General features: G+C 65.9%; 16 protein-coding genes. 11 read left to right on the top strand and 5 right to left on the bottom strand.

What is annotated here, in order from left to right:
- The first annotated feature begins 71 nt into the window (after window positions 1-71).
- Window positions 72-1,262, top strand: a complete 1,191-nt coding sequence (locus ACIP0B_RS13030; RefSeq protein ID WP_400832387.1) for a benzoate/H(+) symporter BenE family transporter — start codon at window positions 72-74, stop codon at window positions 1,260-1,262.
- Window positions 1,263-1,319: 57 nt separating this feature from the next.
- Here the strand turns inward: ACIP0B_RS13030 and ACIP0B_RS13025 are convergent, their stop codons facing one another.
- On the bottom strand, window positions 1,320-1,661 hold the full coding sequence (locus ACIP0B_RS13025; protein ID WP_085577587.1) for a YggL family protein: 342 nt from the start codon (window positions 1,659-1,661) through the stop codon (window positions 1,320-1,322).
- Between the two features lie 235 nt (window positions 1,662-1,896).
- Between ACIP0B_RS13025 and dacB the strand changes: the two genes are divergently transcribed.
- Window positions 1,897-3,357: a D-alanyl-D-alanine carboxypeptidase/D-alanyl-D-alanine-endopeptidase gene (gene dacB / locus ACIP0B_RS13020; protein ID WP_400832385.1), complete on the top strand. Its 1,461-nt coding sequence runs from the start codon at window positions 1,897-1,899 to the stop codon at window positions 3,355-3,357.
- A gap of 105 nt (window positions 3,358-3,462) precedes the next feature.
- Here dacB and ACIP0B_RS13015 read toward each other — a convergent pair whose 3' ends face one another.
- The gene (locus tag ACIP0B_RS13015) at window positions 3,463-5,853 is read right to left on the bottom strand and encodes a diguanylate cyclase (protein WP_400832383.1); all 2,391 of its coding nucleotides are present in this window, start codon (window positions 5,851-5,853) and stop codon (window positions 3,463-3,465) included.
- A gap of 147 nt (window positions 5,854-6,000) precedes the next feature.
- Window positions 6,001-8,265 carry a bifunctional 23S rRNA (guanine(2069)-N(7))-methyltransferase RlmK/23S rRNA (guanine(2445)-N(2))-methyltransferase RlmL gene (gene rlmKL, locus ACIP0B_RS13010; RefSeq protein WP_400832380.1) on the bottom strand — a complete coding sequence of 755 codons (2,265 nt, stop codon included), beginning with the start codon at window positions 8,263-8,265 and terminating at the stop codon, window positions 6,001-6,003.
- A 531-nt stretch (window positions 8,266-8,796) separates the two neighbouring features.
- On the opposite strand from rlmKL, the gene rmf reads away from it, so the two are divergent.
- The gene (rmf, locus tag ACIP0B_RS13005) at window positions 8,797-9,012 is read left to right on the top strand and encodes a ribosome modulation factor (RefSeq protein WP_003223300.1); all 216 of its coding nucleotides are present in this window, start codon (window positions 8,797-8,799) and stop codon (window positions 9,010-9,012) included.
- 276 nt (window positions 9,013-9,288) lie between these two features.
- Here the strand turns inward: rmf and ACIP0B_RS13000 are convergent, their stop codons facing one another.
- Window positions 9,289-10,308, bottom strand: coding sequence for a quinone-dependent dihydroorotate dehydrogenase (locus ACIP0B_RS13000; protein ID WP_400832378.1), 1,020 nt, complete (start codon window positions 10,306-10,308; stop codon window positions 9,289-9,291).
- A gap of 233 nt (window positions 10,309-10,541) precedes the next feature.
- Here ACIP0B_RS13000 and ACIP0B_RS12995 point away from each other — a divergent pair, with 233 nt between their 5' ends.
- From ACIP0B_RS12995 to cobA, 8 genes are all read left to right on the top strand, one after another.
- Window positions 10,542-11,753, top strand: a complete 1,212-nt coding sequence (locus tag ACIP0B_RS12995) for a CmpA/NrtA family ABC transporter substrate-binding protein (RefSeq protein WP_400832376.1) — start codon at window positions 10,542-10,544, stop codon at window positions 11,751-11,753.
- Between the two features lie 15 nt (window positions 11,754-11,768).
- The gene (locus tag ACIP0B_RS12990; RefSeq protein WP_400832374.1) at window positions 11,769-12,344 is read left to right on the top strand and encodes an ANTAR domain-containing response regulator; all 576 of its coding nucleotides are present in this window, start codon (window positions 11,769-11,771) and stop codon (window positions 12,342-12,344) included.
- A 350-nt stretch (window positions 12,345-12,694) separates the two neighbouring features.
- Complete coding sequence (locus ACIP0B_RS12985; RefSeq protein ID WP_400832371.1) at window positions 12,695-13,906, top strand: nitrate/nitrite transporter; 1,212 nt, start codon at window positions 12,695-12,697, stop codon at window positions 13,904-13,906.
- Window positions 13,907-13,913: 7 nt separating this feature from the next.
- Window positions 13,914-15,584 (top strand): protein kinase, encoded by a 1,671-nt coding sequence (locus ACIP0B_RS12980; RefSeq protein WP_400832368.1) that lies wholly within the window; start codon window positions 13,914-13,916, stop codon window positions 15,582-15,584.
- A gap of 334 nt (window positions 15,585-15,918) precedes the next feature.
- A complete protein-coding gene (gene nirB, locus ACIP0B_RS12975) occupies window positions 15,919-18,372 on the top strand; it encodes a nitrite reductase large subunit NirB (RefSeq protein ID WP_400832366.1) in 2,454 nt (817 codons plus the stop codon).
- Window positions 18,369-18,686 (top strand): nitrite reductase small subunit NirD, encoded by a 318-nt coding sequence (nirD, locus tag ACIP0B_RS12970; RefSeq protein WP_400832364.1) that lies wholly within the window; start codon window positions 18,369-18,371, stop codon window positions 18,684-18,686. The genes nirB and nirD overlap by 4 nt, the downstream gene beginning before the upstream one ends.
- Entirely contained in the window at window positions 18,686-21,400 is a 2,715-nt protein-coding gene (locus ACIP0B_RS12965; protein WP_400832362.1) for a molybdopterin-dependent oxidoreductase, read from the top strand. Before nirD ends, ACIP0B_RS12965 begins: the two co-directional genes overlap by 1 nt.
- A gap of 13 nt (window positions 21,401-21,413) precedes the next feature.
- Window positions 21,414-22,178 (top strand): uroporphyrinogen-III C-methyltransferase, encoded by a 765-nt coding sequence (gene cobA, locus ACIP0B_RS12960; protein ID WP_400832360.1) that lies wholly within the window; start codon window positions 21,414-21,416, stop codon window positions 22,176-22,178.
- A gap of 75 nt (window positions 22,179-22,253) precedes the next feature.
- Here the strand turns inward: cobA and ACIP0B_RS12955 are convergent.
- Window positions 22,254-23,236: OmpA family protein (locus ACIP0B_RS12955; RefSeq protein ID WP_400832358.1), on the bottom strand; the 983-nt coding region annotated here is incomplete at its 5' end.

The following is a 23,236-nucleotide window of genomic DNA, read 5'->3' as shown; positions in this document are numbered from 1 at the left end:
TCCCCGCCCCTGGGCAAGCCAGCCTGCTGGCGATGGCGGGCCTCTTCATCAGTACAAGGAACACCGCCGTCATGAACGACGTCACCCACGCCCGGCTGCGCCCGCTGGCCGACACCTCCCCTTCGGCCATCGTCGCCGGCTTCATCGCGATGATGACCGGCTACACCAGTTCGCTGGTGCTGATGTTCCAGGCCGGGCAAGCGGCGGGCCTGACCAGCGGGCAGATCTCCTCGTGGATCTGGGCGATTTCCATCGGCATGGCGGTGTGCTCCATCGGCCTGTCCCTGCGCTACCGCACACCGATCACCATCGCCTGGTCCACGCCGGGCGCGGCGCTGCTGATCACAAGCCTGGGCGGCGTCAGCTACGGCGAGGCCATCGGCGCGTACATCACCTGCGCCGTGCTGGTGACGGTCTGCGGCCTGACCGGCAGCTTCGAGCGGCTGGTGAAAAAGATCCCGGCGTCGCTGGCGGCGGCGCTGCTGGCCGGAATCCTGTTCAAGATCGGCAGCGAAATCTTCGTCGCCGCGCAGCACCGCACCGGGCTGGTGCTGGGGATGTTCTTCACCTATCTGGCGGTCAAGCGCCTGTCGCCGCGCTATGCGGTGCTGGCCGCGCTGCTGGTCGGCACCGCGCTGTCGGGGATCCTGGGCCTGCTCGACTTCAGCGGCTTCAGCCTGGAAGTGGCGACGCCGGTCTGGACCACGCCGCACTTCTCCCTCGCGGCGACCATCAGCATCGGCATTCCGCTGTTCGTGGTGGCCATGACCTCGCAGAACATGCCCGGCGTCGCCGTGCTGCGCGCCGACGGCTACAGCGTGCCGGCCTCGCCGCTGATCACCGCCACCGGCGTGGCATCGCTGCTGCTGGCGCCGTTCGGCTCCCACGGCATCAACCTGGCGGCCATCAGCGCGGCGATCTGCACCGGCCCGCACGCCCACGAAGACCGCAACAAGCGCTACACCGCCGCCGTGTGGTGCGGGGTGTTCTACGGCATCGCCGGGGTGTTCGGCGCCACGCTCGCGGCGCTGTTCGCTGCGTTGCCCAAGGAACTGGTGCTGTCGATCGCCGCGCTGGCGCTGTTCGGCTCGATCATCAACGGCCTGAGCATCGCCATGAGCGAGGTCAAAGAACGGGAAGCGGCGCTGATCACCTTCATGGTCACCGCGTCGGGGCTGACGCTGTTTTCCATCGGTTCGGCCTTCTGGGGGATCGTCGCCGGCGTGCTGACCCTGCTGATCCTCAACGGGCGCAAGGCGTGAGCACAAAAACCCAGGCATAAAAAAACGGCGACCCTCAGGTCGCCGTTTTTCTTGGAATCAAGCCTGATTGATCGGCTTTTCCGGGTACCACACGTCCAGCAGCGGGCTGACTTCGACGCTGGTCAGTTCCGAGCGGGCCTTCAGCCAGGCTTCAACCTTGGCGCGCTGCTCTTCGCTGACCGAACCGCGCTTGATCGAGCAGATCAGACCGTAGTCGTCGCCGCCGACATAGCCCAGACCGTTGGCTTCCATGCCTTCCTTGAGGAAAGCGTCGAGGAACGCATCAATGGCCTCTTCGGACAGGTCTTCTTTGAACTCCAGGTTCAGCTCGCATCCCAGCTCTTGAAATTCATCGACGCACAGTTTTTTGCGCAGACGCCGGGAACGGTTAGTCGCCATTGGAACAATCCTCTTGAGTAAATACCGGCGGCACTTTAGCAGTTTAAGGCGCCGATTGCCCGACTCTCTGGCGCGAGCAGGCGGCCACCTGTAAAAAAAATCATGAAATGGCCCGCCTGCGAAAGGCACAAGCTGTTACACCTTGGGGCATAATGCCGACACTTTCATGACCATCGGGGGCCTTTTCATCCATGCCCTCTTCTTTTCTCCCCTCGGCTGTAGGGTTTTATTTCACATGATCAAATCGTTGCGCCCCCTGCTGTTGGCCAGCCTTCTCCTGCCCCTGGCCCTGCCCGTTTCCGCCGCCGCCATCAACACCACCCTGACCCCCAACGTCGAAAAGGCCCTCAAGGCCAGCAAGCTGCAGCCCAGCGCGCTGTCGCTGGTGATGGTGCCGCTGGAAGGCCCCGGCACCCCGACCGTGTACAACGCCGACGTGTCGGTCAACCCGGCCTCGACCATGAAACTGGTGACCACCTACGCGGCCCTGGAAATGCTCGGCCCCAACCACCAGTGGAAAACCGAGTTCTACACCGACGGCGACCTGAGCGGCGGCATCCTCAACGGCAACCTCTACCTCAAGGGCGGCGGCGATCCGAAGCTGAACATGGAGAAGCTCTGGCTGCTGATGCGCGACCTGCGCGCCAACGGCGTGACCCAGGTCACCGGCGACCTGGTGCTGGACCGCAACTTCTTCGTCCAGCCGCAGCTGCCGGAATTCAACGACGACGGCAACGACGAGAACAAACCGTTCCTGGTCAAGCCGGACTCGCTGCTGGTCAACCTCAAGGCCCTGCGCTTCGTGGCCCGCAATGACGACGGCCGGGTGCTGGTGTCCGTGGAGCCGCCGATCGCGACCATCCGCATCGACAACCAGGTCAAGGCGCTCAATTCCAAGCAATGCACCGGCGGCGTGCGCTACAACCCGGTGCCCCAGGCCGACGGCAGCGTGACCGTGACCGTCGGCGGCCAGTTGGGCGAAGGCTGCAGCTCGCAGACCTACCTGTCCCTGCTCGACCACGCCACCTACACCGCCGGCGCCGTGCGCGCGATCTGGAAGGAACTGGGCGGCAGCATCCAGGGCAAGGACCGCCAGGGCGCGACGCCGGGCAACGCCAAGGTGCTGGCCCGTGCCTTCTCGCCGGACCTGGCGGAAGTCATCCGCGACATCAACAAGTACAGCAACAACACCATGGCCCAGCAGCTGTTCCTGAGCCTGGGCCAGCGCTTTCGCAACGAGGCCGACGGCGACGACGCCAAGGCGGCCCAGCGGGTGGTGCGCCAGTGGCTGGCGAAGAAAGGCATCACCGCGCCGCACCTGGTGATGGAGAACGGCTCCGGCCTGTCCCGCGCCGAGCGCGTCAGCGCCCGCGAGATGGCCAGCATGCTGCAGGCCGCATGGCACAGCCCGTATGCCGCCGAGTACATCAGCTCGATGCCGATCGTCGGCACCGACGGCACCATGCGCAAACGCCTGAAGAACACCGCGATGCGCGGCGAGGCCCACATCAAGACCGGCACCCTGAACACCGTGCGGGCGATCGCCGGCTTCAGCCGCGACAACAACGGCAACACCTGGGCGGTGGTGGCGATCCTCAACGACAAGGCCCCGTTCGGCGCTTCGTCGGTGCTGGACCAGGTGCTGCTGGACCTGTACCGCCAACCGAAGGCGCCGCAGACCGCGTCAGTCCTGTAACCCTGCAAAAACCTTGTGGCGAGGGAGCTTGCTCCCGCTGGGCTGCGCAGCGGCCCCTTCGGCCTGACGGGCGCTGCGCACCCGAGCGGGAGCGCCACAGGGCCGTCAGTTCATCTGCCGCTCGACCCGGTCGCGGCCGCCCTGCTTCGCCGCATACACCCCGGAGTCCGCCCGCAGCAGCAAGGCGTCGGCGCCCTCTCCCGGCCGCCAGCTGGCGATGCCGAAACTGGCGGTCACCGTGCCCACCACGTCCACCGGCGCGCTGCGCAGGCCCTGCCACAGTTCCACCGCCAGCATGTAGGCGTGGTCGCCGTCGATGTCCGGGCACAGCACCATGAACTCTTCGCCGCCCAGTCGGCAAAACACGTCGGTGCGCCGCAGGCGATGGCCGATGCGCTCGCACACGGCCTGCAGGACCCTATCGCCCACCGCATGCCCGTACTGGTCGTTGATCCGCTTGAAATGGTCGATGTCGAGCATGATCACCGACAGTTCCCCGCCGCCCCGCTCGACCCGGGCCATCTCGGTGGTCAGCCGCTCCTGGAAGTAGCGCCGGTTGTGGATACCGGTCAGGGCGTCGGTCACCGACAGGGCGCGCAGTTCCTCTTCCACCCGCTTGAGGTCGGAAATGTCGGAAATGTAGCCATGCCACAGCACCCCGCCGCCCGGCAGCTCTTCAGGGGTCGCTTCGCCGCGCACCCAGCGCAGGCCGCGCTCGGGCAATTGCACGCGGTATTCCTCGCGCCACGGGCTGAGGTTGTCGGCCGAGGCGCGGATCGATGAGCGCACCCGCGTGGTGTCCTGGGGGTGGATGCGGGTGAAGATCGCTTCGGCGTTGAGCAGCAGCACGTCCGGCTCCAGCTCGTAGATCTCGCGGATCCCGTCGCTGGCGTAGATCACGCTGAAGCGGCCGTCGAACTCCATCTTGAACTGATAGATGCCGCCGGGAACGTGGGCGCTGAGCTTCTTGAGCAGCACGTCCCGCGCGGCCAGGGCTTCGTGCACGCGCTTGCGTTCGGTGATGTCGATGCAGATCGCCAGATGCCCGACCCACAGCCCCTGCTCGTCGAGCACCGGTGTGGCCAGCATGTTCACCGGGATATGGCTGCCGTCCTTGCGCACCAGCGTCCACTCCCGGGCCTCGTGGCCGCCGACCTCGCCGCCCTCCACCAGCATCGCCTGGCAGGCCGGGATGGTCTTGCCGTAGCGGGCGCTCAGTTCCGCCGCCCGTGCGCTCAGCTCCCTGGGAAAGTGCAGGTTCTCCAGGGTCATGTGGCCGATGACTTCGCTGCTGCGGTAGCCGAGCATCTGTTCGGCGCCGGGGTTGAAGGTGTTGATCACCCCGCGCAGGTCGGTGGCGATGATCGCCACCTGGGTCGCCGCGTTGAGCACGCCGCGCAACTGACCGTGGGTGCCGCGCAGTTCCCGTTCGCTGGCGTGCAGTTCCTGGGTGCGCTGCTCGACCATGCGCAGGGCGCGCTGGCGCTGGCTGACCAGCACGTACAGCAAGGCGCTCAACAGCACGCTCAGCAGGATCCCAAGGACGATCTGGCTGCTCACCGAGGAATGGTTGGCCTGCACGAAGGCTGCGCTGGGCTGGATGTCCACCTGATAGTCGTGGTCGGCCAGACGCAGCAACCGGGTGGACGACAGTCCGCTGTCCCCCGGTTTGTTGGACGACTCGTAAAGCACCTCATGCTGGTCGTCGGTGGACAGGTCGAGGATGCGCACCGTCAGGAAGTCATGGTCTTCGGCGGGCAAGCCGTCCGCCAGCAACTGGCGCATGCTGATCACCGCCATCACGTACCCCTGCGGCTGGCGGTCCGCCGCCCCCGCGCGGATGACCGGCGCCAGCAGCAGCACGCCCCGGGCATAGGCCGGTTCGATGCCCACCAGGTGCAGCGGCTGCGACACCGCCATGCGCCCGCTGCGGTCGGCGCGCTCCAGGGTGGCGCGGCGCAGCGGCTGGGCCAGCAGGTCGTAGCCCAGCGGCGTGGGCAGACGGCTTTGGGTCTGGGTGTAGAGCACCGGCACGTAGACGTCGCGGTCCCCGGCCACCTGCAACTGACCGTCGGCGTTCAGCTCACGGAACGTGAACGTGGACAGGCCCTCGTTGCGCACCGCCTGCTCCAGCGCCGGACGTTGCGCACGGCTCACCCGTGGCGCGTAGGAATAGGCTTGGGTGCGCAGCAGAAGCGGCTTGGCGTAGCCGTCGAATTCGGCGCGGGACACGGAATCGGAGTTGGTGAAGAACCGGCGCAGGCCGTCCAGGCGCTGTTCCTGGTCCTGAAAGCGTTCTTCGATCCGGCTGTAGCGTTCGCTGGCCAGCAGCTGAAAACGCTGGCGCAACTGGTTGTGGAACTGATTGACGGTGGCCCAGGCCAGCAGCCCCGTGAGAATGGCACCGGCGAGCAGAACCAGCAGCGCGACCAGCCAGGCCGAGACTTCTTCGCTGATGAAACCCAGGATCTTTGGGCGCACGGGGTGCAACGACATAGAGGCCACTCACTACGCCAGTGTTTCCTTGGAAACCCTCATTGGCCGTGAGTTGAGTTATAGCTATTAGCCACTAATTTGGCTAGCACTGATCGGATCCAGGAGCCTTTAAAAATCAAGGCTCTGTGGATCCAATCAGGTCAGGCGTCAACGGGCCGTGATTTTCCAGGCGCGGTGGATTTTGCCGTTGCGGGCGAAATCCGGATCGATGGTGCTGGCGGTGATCTCCTCGACCGCATAACGCTCGGCCAGGTTGTCCTCCAACTGGAACTTGCGGAAGTTGTTGGAGAAGTACAGCACCCCGCCGGCGGCCAGGCGGGCCATGGCCAGGTCGATCAGTTGCACCTGGTCGCGCTGCACGTCGAACACCCCTTCCATGCGCTTGGAGTTGGAGAAGGTCGGCGGGTCGATGAAGATCAGGTCGTACTCGTCCCGGCTGTTCTCCAGCCACGCCATCACGTCACCCTGCTCCAGGCGGTTCTTGTCGGAGAAGCCGTTGAGCGACAGGTTGCGCCGCGCCCAGTCGAGGTAGGTCTTGGACAGGTCGACGCTGGTGGTGCTGCGCGCCCCGCCCTTGGCTGCGTGCACGCTGGCGGTCGCGGTGTAGCAGAACAGGTTGAGGAACCGCTTGCCGGCGGCCTCCTTCTGAATGCGCATGCGGATCGGACGGTGGTCGAGGAACAGCCCGGTGTCGAGGTAGTCGGTGAGGTTGACCAGCAGCTTCACGCCGCCTTCGGTGACCTCGTTGAACTTGCCCTGGGCGCTCTGGCGTTCGTACTGCTTGGTGCCGCTCTGGCGCTCGCGGCGCTTGACCACCACGCGGCTCTTGTCGATGTTCAGCGCCTGGGGAATGGCCGCCAGGGCGTCGAACATGCGCACCGAGGCCTTTTCCGGATCGACGGACTTCGGCGCGGCGTATTCCTGCACGTGCACCCAGTCCTGGTACAGGTCGATGGCCATGGCGTATTCCGGCATGTCCGCATCGTAGACCCGGTAGCAGTCGATGCCCTCGCGCTTGACCCACTTGCCCAGCGCCTTGAGGTTCTTCTGCAGGCGGTTGGCGAACATCTGCCCACCTTCGCTCAGGCGCGGCTGCTCGACCGCCGGGGCCGGCGCCGGCTTGATCGGGTTGCCGTTCTTGTTGAACTTGCGTTCCTGCGGCGCGTCCGGCAGCTGGTCGTAGGCCGCCTGCTCACGCTCGGCCTGGCGCTGCTCCGGGGTACGGCGCTCGCCGGTGACGAACTGATCCGGCAGCACCTTGATCAGCAGCAGCTTGCACGGCAGCGCGCCGTTCCAGAAGGAATACTGCTTGTGGCTGCGGATGCCCATGCGCTTGCCCAGGTCCGGCGCGCCGGTGAACACCGCCGCCTCCCAGTTCAGGCAGGCCTGGCGCAGGCGCTCGCCGAGGTTCTGGTAGAGGTACAGCAGGCTGGCTTCGTCGCCCAGACGCTCGCCGTAGGGCGGGTTGCAGATCACCAGGCCCTTCTGGTTCTGGTCCGGACGCGGTTCGAACGTCGCCACTTCGCCCTGGTAGATCTTGATCCACTCGCTCAGGCCGGCGCGCTCCACGTTGTTGCGGCCCGGCTGGATCAGCCGCGGATCGGCCTCGTAACCGCGGATCCACAGCGGCGGCTTGGCCAGGCCGGCCGCAGCGCGCTCCTGGGCTTCGTCATGGAGCTTTCGCCACAGCGCCGGCACGTGGCCCAGCCAATGGGTGAAGCCCCAATGCTCGCGGCGCAGGTTAGGCGCCATGTCGGCGGCGATCATCCCCGCCTCGACCAGGAACGTGCCGACGCCGCACATCGGGTCGGCCAGCGCGCCGCCCTCGGCGGCGATGCGCGGCCAGCCGGCGCGGATCAGCACCGCAGCCGCCAGGTTTTCCTTGAGCGGCGCCGCGCCCTGCTGCAGACGGTAGCCGCGCTGGTGCAGGCTGTGGCCGGAGAGGTCGAGGGACAGGATCGCTTCGCCGCGGTCCAGGCGCAGGTGGATGCGCAGGTCCGGGTTCAGCTTGTCGATGGAAGGACGGTCGCCCTGCGGCGTGCGCAGCTTGTCGACGATGGCGTCCTTGACTTTCAGCGCGCCGAAATGGGTGTTGTCGATGCCCGAACCGTGGCCGCTGAACTCGACGGCCAGGGTGCCGTCGCTGAGCATGTGGTCCTGCCAGTCGATGTCGTGCACGCCGTCGTACAGGTCATCGGCGTTTTTCATCGAAAAGCGCTTGATCACCAGCAGCACCCGGTTGGCCAGGCGCGACCAGAGGCACAGACGGTAGGCGGTTTCCATGCTGGCCATGCCACGCACGGCGGAGGTGTGTTCGCGGGCCTCTTCAAGGCCAAGCCCGACGGCTTCCTCGATGAGCAGGCCTTCTAGGCCTTTGGGGCAGGTGAGGAAGAGTTCGAAACGATCGGACATGGTATTTCCAGAGCCTTTGGCTGTGTGGGCCGGCAACGCATTGCCGACCCGGTTTTCAATCAGGCGCTTTTCTGCAAGAGCGCCCGCGTGGCACGAAGGTGTGCCGTTCCATCCCCGCTGCTCGGGTCAAAAGAGCTTAGATGCCGGGACAGATAAAAAAGTTGATGCAACAAAATGACTCAAAGCAACCCTTCGTCGAATAGTACCCGACTGCAAGCGTGGGTCATTCTCACTAAAGGATTAACCCCATCATTCAGCGCAGCGCCGATCATACCGGGGTTTGGCCAATAAACATTGGAAAAATACGCTGTTACTTATCGCCATAGCACGCTTTTCGTTACGTCCTTATGACAAAACGGTCATTCCCTCGATGTGACTCATTGGTTAGAACTGACTCCAGGTTGACGTCGCAACGGCGTCAACACCTTGGCTCGCCACGCCGGCAGCGAGCCGCCAACGGCAGAGTTTTTCTGCCTGACCCCGTTGGGGGTCGACGCGACAAAAACAGTCAACAAGTGAGGGAAACACCCTATGAGAAGACTTAAGCGTGATCCGTTGGAAAGAGCATTTTTGCGCGGATATCAATATGGCGTTGGTGGCAAATCCCGTGAGCTTTGCCCATTTACTCTACCGTCGGTACGCCAAGCCTGGATCAACGGCTGGCGGGAAGGACGCGGCGACAACTGGGACGGTATGACCGGCACTGCGGGAATCCACAGACTCAACGAACTTCACGCCGTCGGCTGACACAGGGCACCTATTCCGACACGACAATCTGAATTCGCAACGATTTAACCACGCACGTCCTTCCCGGACGGCGGGCTACGGCCCAGGGGCTCCTTCGAGGAGCCCTTTTTTATGCCTGCCGATCCAGCCTGTGGCGAGGGAGCTTGCTCCCGCCGGGCTGCGAAGCGGCCCCGCCTTCCCTTAGGAATCCGGCGTCGGCTGCGCCGCCGAGCGGGAGCAAGCTCCCTCGCCACAGGGCATTGCCAGAGAGCCCTGCCGGCGATGGCGCCTGAGGTCTCAGCGCAGGGCGGCGATCGCGTCCACGGACTCGCGGATCAGCGCCGGGCCCTTGTAGATGAAGCCGGAATAGATCTGCACCAGGCTCGCGCCCGCGGTGATCTTCTCGGCCGCGTGCTTGCCTTCGGTGATGCCGCCGGCCGCGATGATCGGCAGACGGCCGCCCAGCTCGGAGGCCAGCACCTTCACGGTGTGGGTGCTCTTGTCACGGACCGGCGCGCCGGACAGGCCGCCCGCCTCGTCGCCGTGCTCCATGCCTTCGACGCCCTGGCGGCCCAGGGTGGTGTTGGTGGCGATCACCGCGTCCATCCCGGTCTCGATCAGCGCCTGCGCCACCTGGGCGGTCTCTTCGTCGGTCATGTCCGGCGCGATCTTGATCGCCAGCGGCACATGCTTGCCATGTTGCAAGGCCAGTTCGGCGCGGCGCGCCGCCAGGTCCGCCAGCAGTTGCTTGAGCGAATCGCCGAACTGCAGGCTGCGCAGGCCCGGGGTGTTCGGCGAGCTGACGTTGACCGTGACGTAACTGGCGTGAGCGTAGACCTTGTCCAGGCAAATCAGGTAATCGTCCACCGCGCGCTCGACCGGGGTGTCGAAGTTCTTGCCGATGTTGATGCCCAGCACGCCCTTGTACTTGGCCGCCGCAACCCGCGCCAGCAGGTTGTCCACGCCGAGGTTGTTGAAGCCCATGCGGTTGATGATCGCCTCGGCCTCCGGCAGGCGGAACAGCCGCGGCTTGGGGTTGCCCGGCTGCGCGCGCGGGGTGACGGTGCCGATCTCGACGAAGCCGAAGCCCAGCTGCGAGAAGCCGTCGATGGCCGCGCCGTTCTTGTCCAGGCCGGCCGCCAGGCCCACGGGGTTCGGGAAATCCAGGCCCATGACCGTCACCGGCACCTGCGCCGGGGCCTTGCACAGCAAGCCGTTGAGGCCCAAACGCCCGCCCGCACCGATCAGGTCCAGCGACAGATCGTGGGAGGTTTCCGGGGAAAGTTTGAACAACAGCTGACGGGCCAGGGTGTACATGGTCGGCGATGACTCGGGCGGCGAAAAGAGGCCGCGATTATAGCCGGGCATCACCCTGGCGCGCGAGGCGCACGCGCAAATCGGCCCGCGCTGGCATATGCCTTGCACCTCTCCCCATCAGCCCGCCGGCCAATGGTGGCCACCGGGCAAGGACAAGGGCGTCGTCACCCGGCATTGCGCGGTCAAGGCCGGGGACGACGTTTTTTTTGAGGCCGCTTTGGCAGGTGCTTGCGATGAATGAACCCTCCGCCGGGCCCTTGGCCTGGGTCAACGGCAGCGACGCTCCGGAAAAGAACGTGATCGACCTCGGTTTCATGGCCCTGAGCGACTGCGCCTCGGTGGTGGTCGCCGCCACCCAGGGCTTCGCCCAGCCCTATGGCCTGACCCTGAACCTCAAGCGCCAGAGTTCCTGGGCCAACCTGCGCGACAGGCTGGTCAGCGGTGAGCTGGACGCCGCCCACAGCCTGTACGGCCTGATCTACGCCGTGCACCTGGGCATCGGCGGCGTGGCGCCCACCGACATGGCGGTGCTGATGGGGCTGAACCAGAACGGCCAGAGCCTGAACCTGTCCCACGGCCTGCAACGCCTGGGCGTGACCGGTCCTGAAGCGCTGGCGGCCCATGTGCACCAATCACGCGCAAAACTCACCTTCGCCCAGACCTTCCCCACCGGCACCCACGCCCTGTGGCTCTATTACTGGCTGGCGAGCCAGGGCATCCATCCGCTGCAGGACGTCGACAGCGTGGTGGTGCCACCGCCGCAGATGGTCGCCCACCTGCAGGCCGGGCGCATCGACGGTTTCTGTGCCGGCGAGCCCTGGGCCGCCGCCGCCGTGCAGCAGGACCTCGGCTTCACGATGGCGACCACCCAAGCGCTGTGGCCCGACCACCCGGAAAAAGTGCTGGGCTGCACCCGCGCCTTCGTCGAGCAATACCCCAACACCGCCCGGGCGCTGGTGATGGCGGTGCTGGAGGCCAGCCGCTTCATCGAGGCCAGCCCGGAAAACCGGCGCAGCACCGCGCACCTGCTGAGCGCGCCGCAGTACCTGGACGCCCCGGCGTCGTGCATCGAGCCGCGCTTTCTCGGCGACTACGCCGACGGCCTCGGCCACCGCTGGCAGGATCCGCACGCCCTGAGCTTCTGCCGCGACGGCGCCGTCAACCTGCCGTACCTCTCGGACGGCATGTGGTTCATGACCCAGTTCCGCCGCTGGGGCCTGCTGCGCGACGACCCGGACTACCTCGGCGTCGCCCGCCAGGTGCAGCAACTGGCGCTGTACCGCGACGCCGCCGCTGCCGTGGACATGCCGGCAGGCTTCGCCGACATGCGCAGCAGCCAACTGATCGACGGCAAGGTCTGGGACGGCAGCGACCCGGCCGCCTATGCCCGCAGCTTCCGGCTGCACGCCCTGAACGACAGCGCGCCGTCGCTCGCCCGCCGCTGACAGGAGACCGCGAACATGCTGCGCATTCTGCTGATCGACGACACCGCAAAAAAAGTCGGACGCCTGAAGGCCGCGCTGACCGAGGCCGGCTTCGATGTCATCGACGAGTCCGGCCTGACCATCGACCTGCCTGCGCGCGTCGAAACGGTGCGCCCCGACGTGATCCTGATCGATACCGAGTCACCGGGCCGCGATGTGATGGAACAAGTGGTGCTGGTCACCCGCGACCGGCCCCGGCCGATCGTGATGTTCACCGACGAGCACGACCCCGGCGTGATGCGCCAGGCGATCCGGTCCGGGGTCAGCGCCTACATCGTCGAAGGCATTCACGCACAGCGGCTGCAGCCGATCCTCGATGTGGCCATGGCCCGCTTCGAAAGCGACCAGGCCCTGCGCGCCCAGCTACAGGCCCGCGACCAGCAACTGGCCGAGCGCAAGCGCATCGAGCTGGCCAAGGGGCTGCTGATGAAAATGAAGGACTGCAACGAGGAAGAGGCCTACACCCTGATGCGCCGCCAGGCCATGAGCCGCCAGCAGAAACTGATCCAGGTGGCGGAGCAGATCATTGCCATGAGCGAGCTGCTGGGCTGACCCCATCCTTGCTATCTCCTGTGGCGAGGGAGCTTGCTCCCGCTGGACTGCGCAGCGGCCCCTTCAACCTGGCGGGCGCTGCGCACCCGAGCGGGAGCAAGCTCCCTCGCCACAGCGTGGTTGGCACAGATCTCGCTAGCACTCCGCACAGGTAACCAACGGCGGTTGCCCCACCCTACGACAAAGACGTCGCTCATCTGCCTCGCCCCTGCGGCGTGCCGGATAGCGGCGTCTTTGCGTTTTGGCCCCACAGACCGGGGCCGGTGGTGCGGCCGTGGCGGCGCGCCACCGGCTGGCATGACCCCTTCTCGGGACGACGGCTCCCGAGCCATTCACAGCTGAGGTGCGCGATGAATTCAAGCTTCTGGAAATCCGGCCATACCCCGACCCTGTTCGCGGCCTTCCTCTATTTCGACCTGAGCTTCATGGTCTGGTACCTGCTCGGCCCGCTGGCGGTGCAGATCGCCGCCGACCTGCACCTGACCACCCAGCAGCGCGGCCTCATGGTGGCGACGCCGATCCTGGCCGGCGCGGTGCTGCGCTTTCTGATGGGCATGCTCGCCGACCGGCTGTCGCCCAAGACCGCCGGGCTGATCGGCCAGGCAATCGTGATCGGCGCGCTGTTCGGTGCCTGGAAACTGGGCATCCACAGCTATGAACAGGCGCTGCTGCTGGGCCTGTTCCTCGGCATGGCCGGCGCGTCGTTCGCCGTGGCCCTGCCGCTGGCCTCGCAGTGGTATCCGCCGCAGCACCAGGGCAAGGCGATGGGCATCGCCGGGGCCGGCAACTCCGGCACGGTGTTCGCGGCGCTGATCGCCCCGGTGCTGGCCGCTTCGTTCGGCTGGAGCAACGTGTTCGGCTTCGCCCTGATCCCGCTGCTGCTGACGGTCGCGGTGTTCGCCTGGCTGGCGAAGAACGCGCCTGAGCGGCCGAAGCCCAAGGCCATGGCCGACTACTTCAAGGCGCTGGGCGACCGCGACAGCTGGTGGTTCATGTTTTTCTACAGCGTCACGTTCGGCGGCTTCATCGGCCTGGCCAGCGCCCTGCCCGGCTACTTCAACGATCAGTACGGCCTGAACCCGGTGACCGCCGGCTACTACACCGCCGCCTGCGTGTTCGGCGGCAGCCTGATGCGGCCGTTGGGCGGTGCGCTGGCCGACCGCTTCGGCGGCATCCGCACCTTGCTGGCGATGTACACCGTGGCGGCGATCTGCATCGCGGTGGTCGGTTTCAACCTGCCGAGTTCCTACGCAGCGCTGGCGCTGTTCGTCTGCACCATGCTGGGTCTGGGCGCGGGCAACGGCGCGGTGTTCCAACTGGTGCCGCAGCGCTTTCGCCGGGAGATCGGCGTGATGACCGGCCTGATCGGCATGGCCGGCGGCATCGGCGGTTTTGCCCTGGCGGCGGGCATGGGCGCCATCAAGCAGAGCACCGGCAGTTATCAACTGGCGCTGTGGCTGTTCGCGAGCCTCGGCGTGCTGGCCTGGTTCGGCCTGCACGGCGTCAAGCGCCGCTGGAGAACCACCTGGGGCTCGGCCGCCGTGACCGCCGCGCGGGTCTGAACCGGCCATGGCGCTGCAACTGAGTTTCGCCGAAGCCAGTGCCACCGGCCCGCGCCCGGAGAACCAGGACGCCTTGCGCCTGGTCACTCCGGCCCCGGCGCTGGCGGCGAGCAAAGGCTTTCTGTTCGCCATCGCCGACGGCGTCAGCCAGTGCGCCGACGGCGGCCTGGCCGCCCGTTCGACCTTGCAGGCGCTGGCGCTGGACTACTACGCCACCCCGGAGACCTGGAGCGCGGCCCAGGCCCTGGACCGCCTGCTGCTGGCGCAGAACCGCTGGCTGCAGGCCAACGGCGGCGGCCAGCCGCTGCTCACAACCGTCAGCGCCCTGGTCATGCGCGGCCAGCGCTTCACCCTGGCCCACGTCGGCGATTGCCGGGTGTACCGCTGGCACGCCGACACCCTGCAACGGATCACCGAAGACCACGTCTGGGAACAGCCGGGCATGCAGCATGTGCTCAAGCGCGCCCTGGGCCTGGATCAGCATCTGGTGCTGGACTTTCTCGACGGCGAACTGCGGGCCGGCGAGTGTTTCGTGCTGCTCAGCGACGGCGTGTGGTCCACGCTGGGCGACACGGCGATTGCGGCGGTGCTGCGCGACCAGCCGGACCTGGCCGTGGCCGCCCGCACGCTGGTCAACGCCGCCCACCTGGCCGGCAGCCAGGACAACGCCAGCGCCTTGCTGGTGCGGGTGGATGCGCCCGGCGAAGCGAACATCGGCGATGCGCTGATCCATCTGCAGCAGTGGCCGCTGCCGCCCCCGCTGAAACCCGGACAGTCGTTCGAAGGCTGGCAGGTGCAAGGCCTCATCGGCCACAGCCAGCAATCGATGCTGTATCGCGTGCTCGACGCACAGGGTCAGGCCTGGTTGCTGAAGACGTTGCCTGCGCACCTGAAGGACGATCCCCACGCCGGCCAAGCCCTGTTATCCGAGGAATGGTTCCTGAAACGGGTCGCCGGGCGGCACTTTCCTGAAGTCCATGCGGCGACGCAACGTCAGCATCTGTACTACGCGATGCGCGAATACGCCGGGACGACCCTCGCCCGGTTGTTCGAACAGAGCGGCCCGTTGCCGCTGGCGCAATGGCGCGAACTGGCCGAGCGCCTGCTGCGTGCGGTGGGCCTGCTGCACCGGCGGCAGATCCTGCACCGCGACATCAAGCCGGAGAACCTGCTGCTGGGTGACGACGGCGAGCTGCGCCTGCTGGATTTCGGCCTGGCCTACTGTCCGGGGCTGTCCCAGGACAACGCCGCCACCCTGCCGGGCACGCCCAGCTACATCGCCCCCGAGGCCTTTCGCGGGGAAGCGCCCGCACCGGCGCAGGATCTCTATGCGGTGGGCGTGACCCTGTACTTTCTGCTCACCGGGCATTACCCCTTTGGCGAGGTCGAAGCGTTCCAGCGCCCGCGCTTCGGCGTGCCGGTCAGCGCCGCCCGCTACCGGCCGGACGTGCCGGAATGGCTGGCGCAGTGCCTTGCGCGCGGGGTGGAGGCCGATCCCGCGCAACGCTACGAGACCGCCGAAGAATGGTTGCTGGTGCTGGAGCACGGCGAACGCCGCAGCCTGAGCGTCCGGCCCCGGCCGTTGCTGGAGCGGGAGCCGCTGAAGGTCTGGCGGACGTTGGCGCTTTTGGGGTTGCTGGGGAACCTGGCGCTGCTGTTTCTGTTGTTCCATGGCTGACACCGGGGCGCGCCTTTCGCGGGGGGGGGGCGCCCCATTTGCGGGCAACCCGCTTCGATTCAGTGCGAAACCACGGCCCTCCCGCCACTCCGATCACGGCTCAGCCCTTGAAAACCAACGTTTGCGGCCACTTGGCACAACCGCTGCATTAACGCTTCCAACACACATAAAGCGCAGCCTTCAACGACGAAGGCCGCGCTTCCCGAGCGAACGGGATCAGGACAAAGGCGTCCTCGTCAGGCCACTGACGGGACGCCTTTTTTGTTTGCGCAACATTTGTCGAGCACGGCCTGACTGCCCACAAGAGGCAAGCCCCACGCTCCCGGAGAACCTGATGAAAAAACTCAAACTGGTGATGATCGGCAATGGCATGGCCGGGGTCCGCACCCTGGAGGAACTGCTCAAGCTGAGCGACGAGCTCTACGACATCACGGTCTTCGGCGCCGAACCGCACACCAACTACAACCGCATCCTGCTGTCGCCGGTGCTGGCCGGCGAACAGACCTTCGAAGAGATCGTGCTCAACGACCTGGACTGGTACCTGGAAAACGGAATCCAGCTGCTCCTCAACCGCAAGGTGGTGGAGATCGACCGGGTCAAGCGCCGGGTGATCGCCGAAGACGGCACCGAAGCCGAATACGACCGCCTGCTGATCGCCACCGGTTCGACGCCGTTCATCCTGCCGATCCCCGGCAACACCTTGCAGGGCGTGATCGGCTACCGCGACATCGCCGACACCCAAGCGATGATCGACACCGCCAAGACCCACAAGCACGCCGTGGTCATCGGCGGCGGCCTGCTGGGGCTGGAGGCCGCCAACGGCCTGATGCTGCGCGGCATGCACGTCACCGTGGTGCACCTGGGCGAATGGCTGCTGGAACGGCAACTGGACAAGACCAGCGGCCAGCTCCTGCAAACCGCCCTCGAGGCTCGCGGCCTGCACTTTCGCCTGTGCGAGCAGACCCAGGCCCTGCACGACGCCGGCAACGGCCGGGTCGGCTCGGTGCAGTTCAAGAACGGCGACATCATCCCCGCCGACCTGGTGGTGATGGCCGCCGGTATCCGCCCCAACACCGAGCTGGCGGAAAAGGCCGGCATCCCCTGCAACCGCGGCATCCTGGTCAACGACACCCTGCAGACCTACGACCCGCGCATCTACGCCATCGGCGAATGCGCCAGCCACCGCGGCATCGCCTACGGCCTGGTCGCGCCGCTGTTCGAACAGGCCAAGGTGTGCGCCAACCACCTGGCGCAACTGGGTTTTGCCCGCTATCAGGGCTCGGTCACGTCCACCAAACTGAAGGTCACCGGCATCGACCTGTTTTCCGCCGGCGACTTCATGGGCGGCGAAGGCACCGAGACCATCACCCTCTCCGACCCGATCGGCGGGGTGTACAAGAAACTGGTGATCAAGGATGACGTGTTGGTCGGGGCCTGTCTGTACGGCGATACGGCAGATGGTGGTTGGTATTTCCGGCAGATTCGTGAGAACCATGCCATCGGCGAGATCCGCGACCACCTGATGTTCGGCGAAAACGCCCTCGGCGATGTAGGACACCAAGGACAGGACAAGGCCATGAGCATGGCCGACAACGCCGAAGTCTGCGGCTGCAACGGCGTGTGCAAAGGCACCATCGTCAAGGCGATCCAGGAACACGGGCTGTTCAGCGTCGACGAGGTGAAGAAGCACACCAAGGCCGCCAGCTCCTGCGGCTCGTGCGCCGGCCTGGTCGAGCAGATCCTGATCAACACCGTCGGTGGCGCGGCGGACGTCAAGCCGAAAAGCGAAAAGGCCATCTGCGGCTGCAGCGACCTCAACCATGGCCAGATCCGTCAGGCCATCCGCCAAGAGCACCTGCTGACCATCGCCGGCACCATGAGCTACCTCAACTGGCGCACCCCCAACGGCTGCGCCACCTGCCGCCCGGCCCTCAACTATTACCTGATCTCCACCTGGCCCGGCGAAGCCAAGGACGATCCGCAGTCGCGCCTGATCAACGAGCGGGCCCACGCCAACATCCAGAAGGACGGCACCTACTCGGTGGTGCCGCGGATGTGGGGCGGCGTGACCAACCCCTCCGAGCTGCGCCGGATCGCCGACGTGGCCGACAAGTACCAGGTGCCGATGGTCAAGGTCACCGGCGGCCAGCGCATCGACCTGCTGGGGATCAGGAAACAGGATCTGCCGGGCGTCTGGAAAGACCTCGACATGCCGTCCGGCCACGCCTACGGCAAGTCCATCCGCACCGTGAAGACCTGCGTCGGCAGCGAGTTCTGCCGCTTCGGCACCCAGAATTCGACGCAACTGGGCATCGACCTCGAACACGACCTGTTCAACATGTGGTCGCCGCACAAGGTGAAGCTGGCGGTCTCCGGCTGCCCGCGCAACTGTTCGGAAGCGGGGATCAAGGACGTAGGCATCATCGGCGTCGATTCCGGCTGGGAGATGTACATCGGCGGCAACGGCGGGATCAAGACCGAAGTCGCCGAGTTCTTCGTCAAGCTCAAGACCGCCGAGGAAGTGCGCGAATACAACGGCGCGTTCCTGCAGCTGTACCGCGAAGAGGCCTTCTACCTCGAACGCACCGTGCATTACCTGCAACGGGTCGGCATGGAGCACATCAAGAAAGCCGTGCTGGAGGATCCGGAGCGCCGCAAGGCGCTGAACGAGCGCCTGCAATTCTCCCTGTCGTTCGAACAGGACCCGTGGAAAGAACGCCTGGCGCAGCCTCAGCTGAAGAAAGAATTCGACGTGATCCCCGTGAAAAACCTGGAGGTGCCGGCATGAATTGGCTCGATATCTGTGCCCTGGAAGAAATCAATGCCCTCGGATCGCGGATCATTGCCGGGCCCAAAGGCGACATCGCGATCTTCCGCACCAGCGACGACGAAGTGTTCGCCCTCGACGACCGCTGCCCGCACAAGGGCGGGCCGCTGTCCCAGGGTCTGATCTACGGCAAGCGCGTGGCCTGCCCGCTGCACAACTGGCAGATCGACCTGGAGTCCGGCGAGGCCCTGGCCCCCGATATCGGCTGCGCCCACCACCATCCGGCCCGGGTGGAGAACGGCCGGGTGCTGCTGGCCCTGCGGGACGCCGTCTGATGGACCGCCAGACGACCGCCTCGACCTGCTGCTACTGCGGGGTCGGCTGCGGCGTGCTGATCGAGCATGACGGCGAGCGGATCCTCGGCGTCAGCGGCGATCCGGCGCATCCGGCCAACTTCGGCAAGCTGTGCAGCAAGGGCTCGACCCTGCACCTGACCGGCGACCTCGCGGCACGGGCGCTGCACCCGGAACTGCGCCTGGGCAAAGGCCTGGCGCGCAGCCGCTGCGACTGGGACACCGCGCTGGAACACGCCGCCAACGTGTTCGCCGACACCATCGCCGAACACGGCCCGGACAGCGTGGCGTTCTACATCTCTGGGCAATTGCTCACCGAGGACTACTACGCGTTCAACAAACTGGCGCGGGCGCTGGTCGGCACCAACAACATCGACAGCAACTCGCGCCTGTGCATGTCGTCGGCGGTGGTGGGCTACAAGCGCAGCCTCGGCGCAGACGCCCCGCCATGCAGCTATGAGGACCTGGAACTGAGCGACTGCGTGATGATTGTCGGCAGTAACATGGCCTACGCCCACCCAGTGCTGTTTCGTCGCCTGGAAGACGCCAAATCCCGCCGTCCGCAGATGAAAGTCATCGTCATCGACCCCCGGCGCACCGACACCTGCGACCTGGCCGACTTGCATCTTGCGATCCTGCCGGGCACCGACGTCGCCTTGTTCCATGGGATTTTGCACCTGCTGGTGTGGGAAGACTGGATCGACCGGGCATTCATCCAGGCCCACACCGACGGCCTCGCCGAACTGAAAAGCCTGGTGCGCGACTACACCCCGGCGATGGTGTCGCAACTGTGCGGCATCAGCGTCGAGCAACTGCAGCAATGCGCCGAATGGGTCGGCACGTCGCCCAGCTTCCTGTCGCTATGGTGCATGGGCCTGAACCAGTCCACCGCCGGCAGCGCCAAGAACAGCGCACTGATCAACCTGCACCTGGCCACCGGGCAGATCGGCCGTCCGGGTGCAGGCCCTTTCTCCCTGACCGGTCAGCCGAATGCCATGGGCGGGCGGGAAACCGGCAGCCTGTCCAACCTGCTGCCCGGCCACCGGGACGCGGCCAATGCGGAACACCGCGCCCAGGTCGCCGAATACTGGGGGGTGGATCGTCTGCCGGACGCCCCCGGACTCAGCGCCGTCGAACTCTTCGAGCAGGTGCGCAGCGGCAAGATCAAGGCGTTGTGGATCGCCTGCACCAACCCGGCGCAATCGATGCCCGACCAGACAGCAGTGAGGGCGGCACTGGAGGCCTGTCCGTTCGTGGTGTTGCAGGAAGCGTTTCGCACCACGGAAACCGCCGCCTTCGCCGACCTGCTGCTGCCGGCGGCCAGTTGGGGCGAAAAGGAAGGTTCGGTGACCAACTCCGAACGGCGTATTTCCCACGTGCGCAAAGCCATTTCCGCCCCCGGCGAAGCGCGCCCGGATTGGGCGATCACCGTGGATTTCGCACAACGCCTGGAGAAACGTCTGCGCCCGGGGCAACCGAGCCTGTTCGCCTTCGAGCAACCGGCCCAGCTGTTCGACGAGTACAAGCAACTGACCCGTGGCCGCGACCTGGATCTGTCCGGCATCAGTCACGCGCTGATCGACCGGATCGGCCCGCAGCAATGGCCGTTCCCTTCCAACGCCCTCCAGGGCACACCCCGGCTGTACGAAGACGGCATTTTTCCTACCGCCAGCGGTCGAGCGCAGTTCGTGGCCGACCCCTACCGCGCCGCCAAGGAACAGCGCGACGCACGCTTCCCCCTGACCCTGATCACCGGGCGCCTGCGTGACCAATGGCACGGCATGAGCCGCACCGGCACCGCCGCGCAGCTGTTCGGGCATGTCGGCGAGGCCGTCCTGAGCCTGCACCCGGATGAACTGCGGCGGCATCGCCTGCAACCGGGGAGCCTGGTCAACCTGAAAAGCCGTCGGGGCGCGGTGATCGTCGCGGTCGAGAGCGACGACAGCGTGCGCCCCGGCCAGGCCTTTCTGCCGATGCACTGGGGGGACCGGTTCCTCAAGGGCGGCGTGAACAGCCTGACCCTGCCCGCCTTCGATCCCTTGTCCAAGCAGCCGGAACTCAAGCACAGCGGTGTGCGCCTGGAGCCGGTGGAACTGCCATGGCAACTGTTTGCCCTGATCGAAGGCGATGTGCAGCGGCATTTCGAGGCGTTGCGCCCCCTCTGCGAGGCATTTTCCTACGCAAGTTTCAGCCTAATCGGACGTGAACGTCCGGCATTGCTGATCCGCGCCGCCAGCTCCTGCGCCCCGGATCCGCTTTTGCTGCGTGAGATCGACCAGTGCCTGGCCCTGATCGATGGCCCCGTGCTGGCCTACGACGACCCGCGCCGCGCCATCGGCAAACGGGTGCGCATCGAACACGGGCGGATCACCGCGATCCGACTGGCCGGCGAGACGCTCGCGCAGCATTGGCTGCAAGGCCTTTGGCTGGAAGGCCGGACAGACGAACAGCTACGCCGTTGGCTGCTGGCGCCGATGAGCGCGCCGCCGGGCAGCGCTGCGGGCCTCGCCGGGCAAGACAAGACCCTGTGCAACTGCAGGAACGTCAGCCACAGCGCGGTGTGCGCCGGCATCGATCAAGGGCTGGATCTGCCGGGGTTGAAAGACAAGCTGGGCTGCGGCACGCAATGCGGTTCCTGCGTCCCTGAAATCAAGCGCCTGCTGGCCTCCCGCGGCCAGCCGGTCGCGGTCATCTGATGAGGAAAACACCATGAACGCAAAAGTCTGGCTGGTGGGCGCCGGCCCCGGTGACCCGGAACTGTTGACCCTCAAGGCCGTCCGCGCCCTGCGTGAGGCGCAGGTGGTGCTGATCGACGACCTGGTCAACCCGGCGGTGCTGGAACATTGCCCCGCTGCGCGGGTCATCGCCGTGGGCAAGCGCGGCGGTTGCCGCTCCACGCCCCAGGCCTTCATTCACCGCCTGATGCTGCGCTACGCCCGCCAAGGCAAATGCACGGTGCGTCTCAAGGGCGGCGATCCGTGCATATTCGGGCGTGGCGGCGAAGAGGCGCAGTGGCTGCGCGAGCGAGGCATCGAGGTGGAACTGGTCAATGGCATCACCGCCGGGTTGGCCGGGGCGACGCGCTGCGACATACCCCTGACCTTGCGCGGCGTGGCGCGGGGCGTGACGCTGGTCACAGCGCACACCCAGGACGACAGCCAACTGAACTGGCAGGCCCTGGCGCAGGGCGGGACGACATTGGTGATTTACATGGGGGTGGCCAAGCTCGGTGAAATCCGCGAGCAGTTGCTGGCAGGCGGCATGGCGGCGGATACGCCGGTGGCCATGATCGAGAACGCCTCCCTACCCCAGCAACGGGAATGCCGCAGCGATCTGGCGGCCATGGAGGATGAGGCCTGCGCGTTTGGGCTGAAAAGCCCTGCGATCCTGGTGATCGGCGCGGTGGCCGGCCATTCGGCCCAACTCGCGTGGGAACGCGGTTCGCCGGCCGCGACGGCGCAACAGTCCGCCTGAGGCGCCCGACCTCACCAAATCGCAGGCAAAGAAAAGCCCGGCCTAAGCCGGGCTTTTCTCAAAGCGGCGAGCTAATTACTTAGCTTGAGCTTCAACCTGAGCTTCTACGCGACGGTTAACGGCGCGGCCAGCTTCGGTTTTGTTGTCAGCCACTGGGCGGGATTCGCCGTAGCCAACGGACTGAACGCGGTTAGCGCCAACGCCGTACTGGTTAACCAGAACTTGCTTAACGGCGTTTGCACGACGCTCGGACAGTTTCTGGTTGTAAGCGTCAGGACCTACGGAGTCAGTGTGACCTTCAACGGTGGTGGTGGTCGAAGGGTACTGCTTCATGAAGTCAGCCAGGTTCTTGATGTCGCCGTAGCTGTTTGGCTTGACGACCGACTTGTCGAAGTCGAACTTCACGTCCAGCTCAACACGAACCACTTCAGCAACAGCTGGGCAGCCATCAGCGTCAACGGTTACGTTGGCTGGGGTGTCAGGGCACTTGTCGACGTTGTCGCAAACGCCGTCGTTGTCGCTGTCGGAGCAGACTTCAGCAGGAGCTGGAACCGGAGCGGCTGCTGGCTTGGAGCCGCCACCGAAGTTCACACCGATACCGATGCTTGGAGCCCACTCGGTGTCGCCTTTGTCGATGTTGTACTGAGCTTCAACGCCGGCACGGGCGTAGAAGTTGTCAGTGAAGTACAGCTTGGCGCCGCCGCCAACGTTGGCGAAGGTGGAGCGGTCACGACCGCCGGTGCCGTTCTGACCGATGCTCTGGTCGGAGAAGCCAGCCGATACGTACGGACGCAGCATGTCGCCCGGGTTGTTGAAGTGGTACAGAGCGTCCAGGGCGGTGTTTGCGCCCTTGATGTTACGACCGTCGTCGGAACGCACGTTGTGCACTTCGTCGTAGGCCAGACGCAGTTCAACGTCGTCGGTCAGGAAGTAGCCAACGGAACCGCCGAACAGGTTGCCGTTGTTCTTGTAGTCACGAGCGCTGTCGAATTGCTCTTTCTTTGCGAAGCCTTCGATTTCAACTGCGCCTTGGCCTTGTGCCAGAGCGCCGAACGAAG

The organism is Pseudomonas sp. NPDC089534 (genome assembly GCF_044749305.1).
In the GTDB taxonomy this organism is placed as follows: Bacteria; Pseudomonadota; Gammaproteobacteria; order Pseudomonadales; family Pseudomonadaceae; genus Aquipseudomonas; species Aquipseudomonas ekonensis.
The sequence above is the reverse complement of the archived record's forward strand: the minus strand, read 5'-3'. Positions and strand labels throughout refer to the sequence as shown.

Bases quoted from the DNA above. Each gene is read 5' to 3' on its own strand.
- rlmKL (WP_400832380.1), bottom strand. From the start codon at position 8,265: ATGTCCGATCGTTTCGAACTCTTCCTCACCTGCCCCAAAGGCCTAGAA.
- nirB (WP_400832366.1), top strand. From the start codon at position 15,919: ATGAAAAAACTCAAACTGGTGATGATCGGCAATGGCATGGCCGGGGTC.
- dacB (WP_400832385.1), top strand. From the start codon at position 1,897: ATGATCAAATCGTTGCGCCCCCTGCTGTTGGCCAGCCTTCTCCTGCCC.
- ACIP0B_RS12985 (WP_400832371.1), top strand. From the start codon at position 12,695: ATGAATTCAAGCTTCTGGAAATCCGGCCATACCCCGACCCTGTTCGCG.
- ACIP0B_RS13000 (WP_400832378.1), bottom strand. From the start codon at position 10,308: ATGTACACCCTGGCCCGTCAGCTGTTGTTCAAACTTTCCCCGGAAACC.
- ACIP0B_RS13030 (WP_400832387.1), top strand. From the start codon at position 72: ATGAACGACGTCACCCACGCCCGGCTGCGCCCGCTGGCCGACACCTCC.
- ACIP0B_RS12965 (WP_400832362.1), top strand. From the start codon at position 18,686: ATGGACCGCCAGACGACCGCCTCGACCTGCTGCTACTGCGGGGTCGGC.
- rmf (WP_003223300.1), top strand. From the start codon at position 8,797: ATGAGAAGACTTAAGCGTGATCCGTTGGAAAGAGCATTTTTGCGCGGA.
- cobA (WP_400832360.1), top strand. From the start codon at position 21,414: ATGAACGCAAAAGTCTGGCTGGTGGGCGCCGGCCCCGGTGACCCGGAA.
- nirD (WP_400832364.1), top strand. From the start codon at position 18,369: ATGAATTGGCTCGATATCTGTGCCCTGGAAGAAATCAATGCCCTCGGA.
- ACIP0B_RS12980 (WP_400832368.1), top strand. From the start codon at position 13,914: ATGGCGCTGCAACTGAGTTTCGCCGAAGCCAGTGCCACCGGCCCGCGC.
- ACIP0B_RS13015 (WP_400832383.1), bottom strand. From the start codon at position 5,853: ATGTCGTTGCACCCCGTGCGCCCAAAGATCCTGGGTTTCATCAGCGAA.
- ACIP0B_RS12990 (WP_400832374.1), top strand. From the start codon at position 11,769: ATGCTGCGCATTCTGCTGATCGACGACACCGCAAAAAAAGTCGGACGC.
- ACIP0B_RS13025 (WP_085577587.1), bottom strand. From the start codon at position 1,661: ATGGCGACTAACCGTTCCCGGCGTCTGCGCAAAAAACTGTGCGTCGAT.
- ACIP0B_RS12995 (WP_400832376.1), top strand. From the start codon at position 10,542: ATGAATGAACCCTCCGCCGGGCCCTTGGCCTGGGTCAACGGCAGCGAC.